Source organism: Microcystis sp. LE19-41.2A (assembly GCF_027530405.1).
GTDB classification, from domain to species: Bacteria; Cyanobacteriota; Cyanobacteriia; order Cyanobacteriales; family Microcystaceae; genus Microcystis; species Microcystis aeruginosa.
In genome coordinates, this window is the sequence record NZ_JAPZQJ010000114.1 from 1 (window position 1) to 5609 (window position 5609).

Genomic DNA, 5609 nt, shown 5'->3' on the forward strand with positions numbered 1-5609 from the left:
TTTCCTGACGAGGAATTGCTAGAGTAACAGGGGTAAGTTGGTCATGGTAACAAAACTATGTCAACAATAAACTGGCGGCTGTCCCCCGTCAAATAAAGGTTTCGGACAAACCAAAAGGTAAATTGGTTAGAGAATGTGATGAAATGTGGTCTTTGGTTTTTTCTAAGACGATAAAGGTTTATATTTGGCGGTTAATTGATAGAAATACAAGGGAAATTATTGGTGGCTATGCGCGGAGATAGGAGTCGTCAATCAGCCAAAAAACTTTGGGGCCAGTTTACCAGGCGTTTACCGACAATGTGCTGTTGCTTACACAGACTTTTGGGAGTCCTATAAGACAGTACAGTAATTCCCAGTAAACGTCATCGACCAGTCGGTCAAGAAACTGTTCAAACTAATCCTATTGAAAGATTAAATAATACCTTTCGACAAAGGATTTCTCGGCTGGTGAGAGAGAGTCTATCTTTCTCTAAAAAAATGGAGAATCACGTTGGGGAGCCCTTTGGTATTTTATCCATGACTACAATGCACAGCAAAGCAAAGCAAAGGATTAAGCCGCCATCACTACTACCGAATCACCACCCGTCAAGGGAAAGGAGATCATGAAATTTGGTATAGTCCTCTGACAGAAAGAAGATTTGTAGTTGATAATAGTATTAAATCACGCCATACTGCTAATGCAGTTTTGAAACAAGTCGGATTATCTAAAGCCTTTTGAACGCTGTGGAATCTTCATCCATATATAAGCTAATTCTACTCATAATTAGGAAGGAGAATAATGTAATGCTTCAAGGCGATCTGCTTCCGCAGTTTCGTCTGCCATTTCTGATTCTATTGTTTCTTTATTAGTATGATAGTAAGTTAAAGCGGCATAAACTTGTGCCAAAGAAAGATGAGGTATTTCATCGGCAATCTCTTCAGGACTATATCCTAATTTATACCAGATCACTATTCTTCGTACAGTAACAGCAGTTCCCGCAATAATAGGACAACCTCCATGAATTTTGGGATCGCTTTTTATAAAAGTGCCAATATTTATCTCTGTTAACATAACTTTCTCTGATTCAGTTTCAACTAATTAAACTAAATAGGATTCTATGCTTTTATCACCATTTTAGCATAGCCTAAACATTGGTCGGGGTAGGGGCGAAGCATTCGGATAGGAAATCTAGGATTTGAGCGATAGGTTATGCCCAAATGCTTCGCCCGTACAGTGATTTTCTGCAATTGAGGAATAACTGTTGCACAAGGCGGTTCAAAGTGTAATTCCAAAGCTTCTTGAAGATTTATTAGTTTCTTCTGGTGTCCCCTAGGTCTGCATACTGTAATTCTTGGGCTGCCCATTTCTCCATTTTTTTTGCTCACCTCCACCTTGATTCCTTCTTTCAAAACTATACCTATCAATCGTTTCCCCTTTTTTTAAGTTTCTTCTCTTTTTGTTAAGAAAGCTCTGACTAATGGATAGGATGACCGGACATTCAAGATAAATTTTCACAACTCGATCGCTACAACTATCCGGCCAAGAACTACAATAACCCTAGCACCTGTGTAAAAAAAGGCCTATCTATGCAACTTTCGCCCCAAGAAAAAGATAAATTACTCATTTTCACGGCGGCACTGCTCGCCGAAAGACGCAAAAATCGCGGGATCAAGTTAAATTATCCCGAAGCGATCGCCTATATTAGCGCCGCCATCCTCGAAGGTGCGAGGGAAGGTCGTAGCGTGGCTGAATTGATGAGTTACGGCACTACTTTATTAACTCGCGAGGAGGTAATGGAAGGTATCCCGGAAATGATTACGGAAGTGCAGATCGAAGCGACTTTTCCCGATGGTACTAAATTAGTTACCGTTCACAATCCCATTCACTAACAGGAGATTTTTAGCAGCTATGATTCCGGGAGAAATTATCACACCATCCGGGGCGATCGAGATTAATGTCGGTCGCGACACCCTGCGTGTTTCTGTGGCTAATACAGGCGATCGACCGATTCAAGTGGGTTCCCACTATCATTTTTATGAAGTTAATCAGGCCCTGGAGTTTCAGCGCGAATTAACCAAAGGAACCCATCTGAATATTCCCGCGGGTACATCAGTTCGATTTGAACCGGGAGACACGAAAGAGGTGGAATTAGTTACCATCGCGGGAACTGAAGAAATTTATGGCTTTAATGGTTTAATTAATGGTTCCCTCAAGGGCAAGAAAAAGAAAAAGTAAGGCCTTAACGGAATCGCTCAATTATGGTAAAATCAAGGCAACGATAACTAATTCTTTCCAAGACTATGACGACGGTAAAAATTGGCATCATTGGCGGCAGTGGTTTGTATAAAATGGATGCCCTCAAGGATGTGCGGGAAGTATCCCTCGATACTCCTTTTGGTTCTCCTTCCGATGCTTTAATTCTCGGTACTTTAGAGGGAACAGAAGTCGCCTTTTTAGCGCGTCATGGCAGAAATCACCATTTTTTACCGACCGAATTACCCTTTTGCGCTAATATTCACGCCCTCAAACAATTAGGGGTTGAATATATTATTTCCGCTTCAGCCGTTGGTTCCCTAAAAGCCGAAGTTAAACCCCTAGATTTAGTCATTCCCGATCAATTTATTGACAGAACTAAAGAGAGAATAGCGACTTTTTTTGGGGAAGGAATTGTTGCTCACGTTGCCTTTGGTGATCCCATTTGTCCCCAATTAGCCGAAATTTTAGGGGATGCCGTCGCTAGTTTAAACCTACCGGAAGTTACCTTGCATCGCGGCGGTACATACCTCTGTATGGAAGGGCCGGCTTTTTCTACTAAAGCGGAATCAAATCTCTATAGAAGTTGGGGGGCAACCGTGATCGGTATGACCAATTTAACCGAGGCCAAATTAGCCCGAGAAGCGGAAATTGCCTACGCTACCTTAGCCCTAGTTACCGATTACGATTGTTGGCATCCCGACCACGATCATGTCACGGTAGAAATGGTGATCGAAAATCTACACCATAACGCTATTAATGCCCAAAAAGTTATCCAAGAAACGGTGCGCCGTCTGGTAGCTAATCCTCCCGTTTCTGCCGCTCATTCTGCCCTTAAATACGCTATTCTTACCCGTCTAGATTCTGTTCCCGTCGCCACTAAAGAAAAATTAGCTCTCTTTTTGAAAAAATATCTTGAATAAATAGAGCTTGCTGAATAAATCTAAAAACCTTGTTGGGTAAGACTTTTAGACTTTTTGGTTTCCAAAAAGTGCCAGATCCCGGAGTGGTCGGGGGGAAAATCCCTGGACTTTTTCCCTGAAAATTAGGTAATTTACCCCCTCAAAATCGCTAAAACCCTACACCCTACACCCTACACCCCACACCCTGCCCCCAGGAAAAACTTTTTGCCGCAAACCCTAAATAGAGAAATAAGAGCGGAGAAAAGTCGCCGATGAATCTAGAAATGGGTCATTTTTCTCGCTGTTATCCAGACGCTCAATTTGACCCAAATTCTAGGTTATCTCTAGCTTAACTAGCTAGATATTCTCTGATGTTGCCCTTGCGTTTTCTTAATTTAGCGATCGCTTCTCGTTCGATCTGACGCACGCGTTCACGACTGATATTGAGTCGAACGCCAATTTTTGCTAAGGTGAGGGGCTGCCCATTATCTAAACCAAAACGCAGACAAATCACTTCTTTTTGTTGAGGGGTGAGGTCTGCCATCAGTTTTTCCAAATCCACTTGGAGGGAAGAATAGGCAGTGTAATCTTCGGGGGAAAGTCCCGTATCTTCCAAGAGTTCCCCTAATTCCGTGTCTTGATTGTCCCCCACCTTTAAGTCAAGGGAAAGGGGTTGACGGGACCTTTCCAAGTAGTCTCGCACCTGTTTGGGAGTTAGGTCTAATTCCTCGGCTAATTCGGCAATGGTGGCAGCGCGACCTTTATCTTGAGCTAGTTGACGCTGGGCTTTTTTGATTTTATTCAGTTTTTCGGTGATGTGGATGGGCAGACGGATGGTGCGACTTTTTTCTGCGATCGCCCGGGTGATGGCTTGGCGAATCCACCAATAAGCATAGGTGGAGAAGCGATAGCCTTTGGTGGGATCGAATTTTTCCACACCTCTTTGCATCCCAATCGTTCCCTCTTGGATGAGGTCTAATAGATCTAGATTGCGTTTTAGGTATTTTTTAGCGACGGAAACCACTAGACGCAGGTTCGCTTCTACCATCTTGCGTTTGGCGAAATCCCCTGCCCCCAATTCTCGACGCAGTTGTTCTTCACTAATTTCCGCCGCTTCTGACCATTGGCGATCGCTGGGTTCCCTGCCGAGTTTCGCCCTTAGGGATTCCTTGATTTTTTCGAGAAAAATTAATCTTTGCACCTGTTTTGCGTAGAGAATTTCTTCTTCATGGGTGAGAAGGGGAACTCGGCCAATTTCTCTGAGATAGGCGCGAACTGGATCGGTGGGGTTTTTCGAGGTTTTCATGAGTGCGCGTCGGTTGAGGGTTGATATTCAGGGATTGATGGCGTTTTTCAGATCGCTTCCCCAGGGGCAGTTAAGGAGATGCTATCAGGGTTTTTTCTAGTTTTGTAAAGAGATTAGTAAGTGATCACTCAAGGATATAGAGAAATCTAATTGAAGATTTAATTGCCTCTATAGTCCTTTTTTTGGCTATATATAGAGTTTATGGGCATAAATGGCAAGTAGTAAGAACCTTGGTTGTTTAACCAATATTACAACAATTATTAAATATTGTAAAGTTTATGAGAAAAAAAAATATCCCTATCAGGAACGCAGCAAGGAAGGGGAGGTTTGAGTATCTGTACCCATAGATTACCCAAAGGTTTCCAATCAGGATGCAATCTAGATGACAAAATGAGCAATTTTCTCAGATAGCGATCGCAGGGCGATCGGTGAGGGGTTTGTACTAAAATGTCCATTGACTCTCCCCCGCTAACCGCTCGCGCGGTGTAGCGGGGGATTCTTGGTTCATCTGCTCTTGACTAGATCAAACAGGTTTAACTGAACGACCCCCAACCGACCGCCTCCGCAAGCGTTTTCTAACACGGTCAGTCCGACCGCATTTTTTCCTCGGTTCTCGATTACCTTCGCTGATGCCGTATCTCTCGGTTCAATGTGGCCGCAAGAATCACACCGGTGAACTCTTTCCGATAACGACTTTTTACCAGTGAACGCGCCACAATTAGGACAGTCCTGTGAAGTTCCGTTTTTATCGACTTTAAGATAATATTTCCCCCGTTTCCAAACAACAAACGGTAGTATCTCATTAATAAAACTACCGATGCCTGAATCTAGAGATTGTTTTCTAACGATTCCTCTAGACCACGAAACGAAGTTAATATCTTCAACAAAGATATTATCAGCAAGATCACAAAGGTAATGAGCTAACTTAAAATGCCAATCTCTACGAGTATTAGACACTTTTTCGTGTAATCTCGCTATCTTATCTTGGAGTTTCAACCAATTGTTCGAGCCTTTGACTTGATGTTTCAAGCGTCTTTGTAGCAATTTAAGCTTACTCTGTACTTTCAACAAAAATCGAGGGGCTTTGATTAAATCTCCCCGTGAAGTAGCGACAAAACTCTCAATCCCCGCGTCGATTCCTAAACAGGTCTTCCCTACTGTCATATCG

General features: G+C 42.9%; 8 protein-coding genes and 1 pseudogene. 5 read left to right on the top strand and 4 right to left on the bottom strand.

Annotated features, from left to right (window positions below):
- Positions 1–375: pseudogene (locus O9290_RS05040) on the top strand (IS1 family transposase); the annotation flags it as partial.
- Positions 376–435: 60 nt separating this feature from the next.
- On the top strand, positions 436–606 hold the full coding sequence (locus O9290_RS05045) for a hypothetical protein (protein WP_288086777.1): 171 nt from the start codon (positions 436–438) through the stop codon (positions 604–606).
- 157 nt (positions 607–763) lie between these two features.
- Here the strand turns inward: O9290_RS05045 and O9290_RS05050 are convergent, their stop codons facing one another.
- Both O9290_RS05050 and O9290_RS05055 read right to left on the bottom strand, forming a co-directional pair.
- A complete protein-coding gene (locus tag O9290_RS05050; RefSeq protein WP_002761291.1) occupies positions 764–1051 on the bottom strand; it encodes a DUF433 domain-containing protein in 288 nt (95 codons plus the stop codon).
- A 44-nt stretch (positions 1052–1095) separates the two neighbouring features.
- The gene (locus tag O9290_RS05055) at positions 1096–1389 is read right to left on the bottom strand and encodes a hypothetical protein (RefSeq protein ID WP_155120423.1); all 294 of its coding nucleotides are present in this window, start codon (positions 1387–1389) and stop codon (positions 1096–1098) included.
- 177 nt (positions 1390–1566) lie between these two features.
- Between O9290_RS05055 and ureA the strand changes: the two genes are divergently transcribed.
- From ureA to O9290_RS05070, 3 genes are all read left to right on the top strand, one after another.
- Complete coding sequence (gene ureA / locus O9290_RS05060) at positions 1567–1869, top strand: urease subunit gamma (protein ID WP_002738360.1); 303 nt, start codon at positions 1567–1569, stop codon at positions 1867–1869.
- Positions 1870–1888: 19 nt separating this feature from the next.
- A complete protein-coding gene (locus tag O9290_RS05065; protein ID WP_002761293.1) occupies positions 1889–2215 on the top strand; it encodes an urease subunit beta in 327 nt (108 codons plus the stop codon).
- Positions 2216–2280: 65 nt separating this feature from the next.
- Entirely contained in the window at positions 2281–3156 is an 876-nt protein-coding gene (locus tag O9290_RS05070; RefSeq protein ID WP_002761295.1) for an S-methyl-5'-thioadenosine phosphorylase, read from the top strand.
- Between the two features lie 328 nt (positions 3157–3484).
- On the opposite strand, the gene O9290_RS05075 is transcribed toward O9290_RS05070, so the two are convergent.
- Together O9290_RS05075 and O9290_RS05080 are read right to left on the bottom strand one after the other, a co-directional pair.
- Positions 3485–4441, bottom strand: coding sequence for an RNA polymerase sigma factor, RpoD/SigA family (locus tag O9290_RS05075; protein WP_002761297.1), 957 nt, complete (start codon positions 4439–4441; stop codon positions 3485–3487).
- Between the two features lie 504 nt (positions 4442–4945).
- Positions 4946–5609, bottom strand: a 664-nt coding sequence (locus tag O9290_RS05080; protein ID WP_288086775.1) for an RNA-guided endonuclease InsQ/TnpB family protein, incomplete at its 5' end; no start/stop codon positions are given.

What these genes read in the sequence shown, in the direction of transcription:
- O9290_RS05070 (WP_002761295.1), top strand. Translation starts at nt 2,281, where the DNA reads ATGACGACGGTAAAAATTGGCATCATTGGCGGCAGTGGTTTGTATAAA.
- O9290_RS05050 (WP_002761291.1), bottom strand. Translation starts at nt 1,051, where the DNA reads ATGTTAACAGAGATAAATATTGGCACTTTTATAAAAAGCGATCCCAAA.
- O9290_RS05075 (WP_002761297.1), bottom strand. Translation starts at nt 4,441, where the DNA reads ATGAAAACCTCGAAAAACCCCACCGATCCAGTTCGCGCCTATCTCAGA.
- ureA (WP_002738360.1), top strand. Translation starts at nt 1,567, where the DNA reads ATGCAACTTTCGCCCCAAGAAAAAGATAAATTACTCATTTTCACGGCG.
- O9290_RS05065 (WP_002761293.1), top strand. Translation starts at nt 1,889, where the DNA reads ATGATTCCGGGAGAAATTATCACACCATCCGGGGCGATCGAGATTAAT.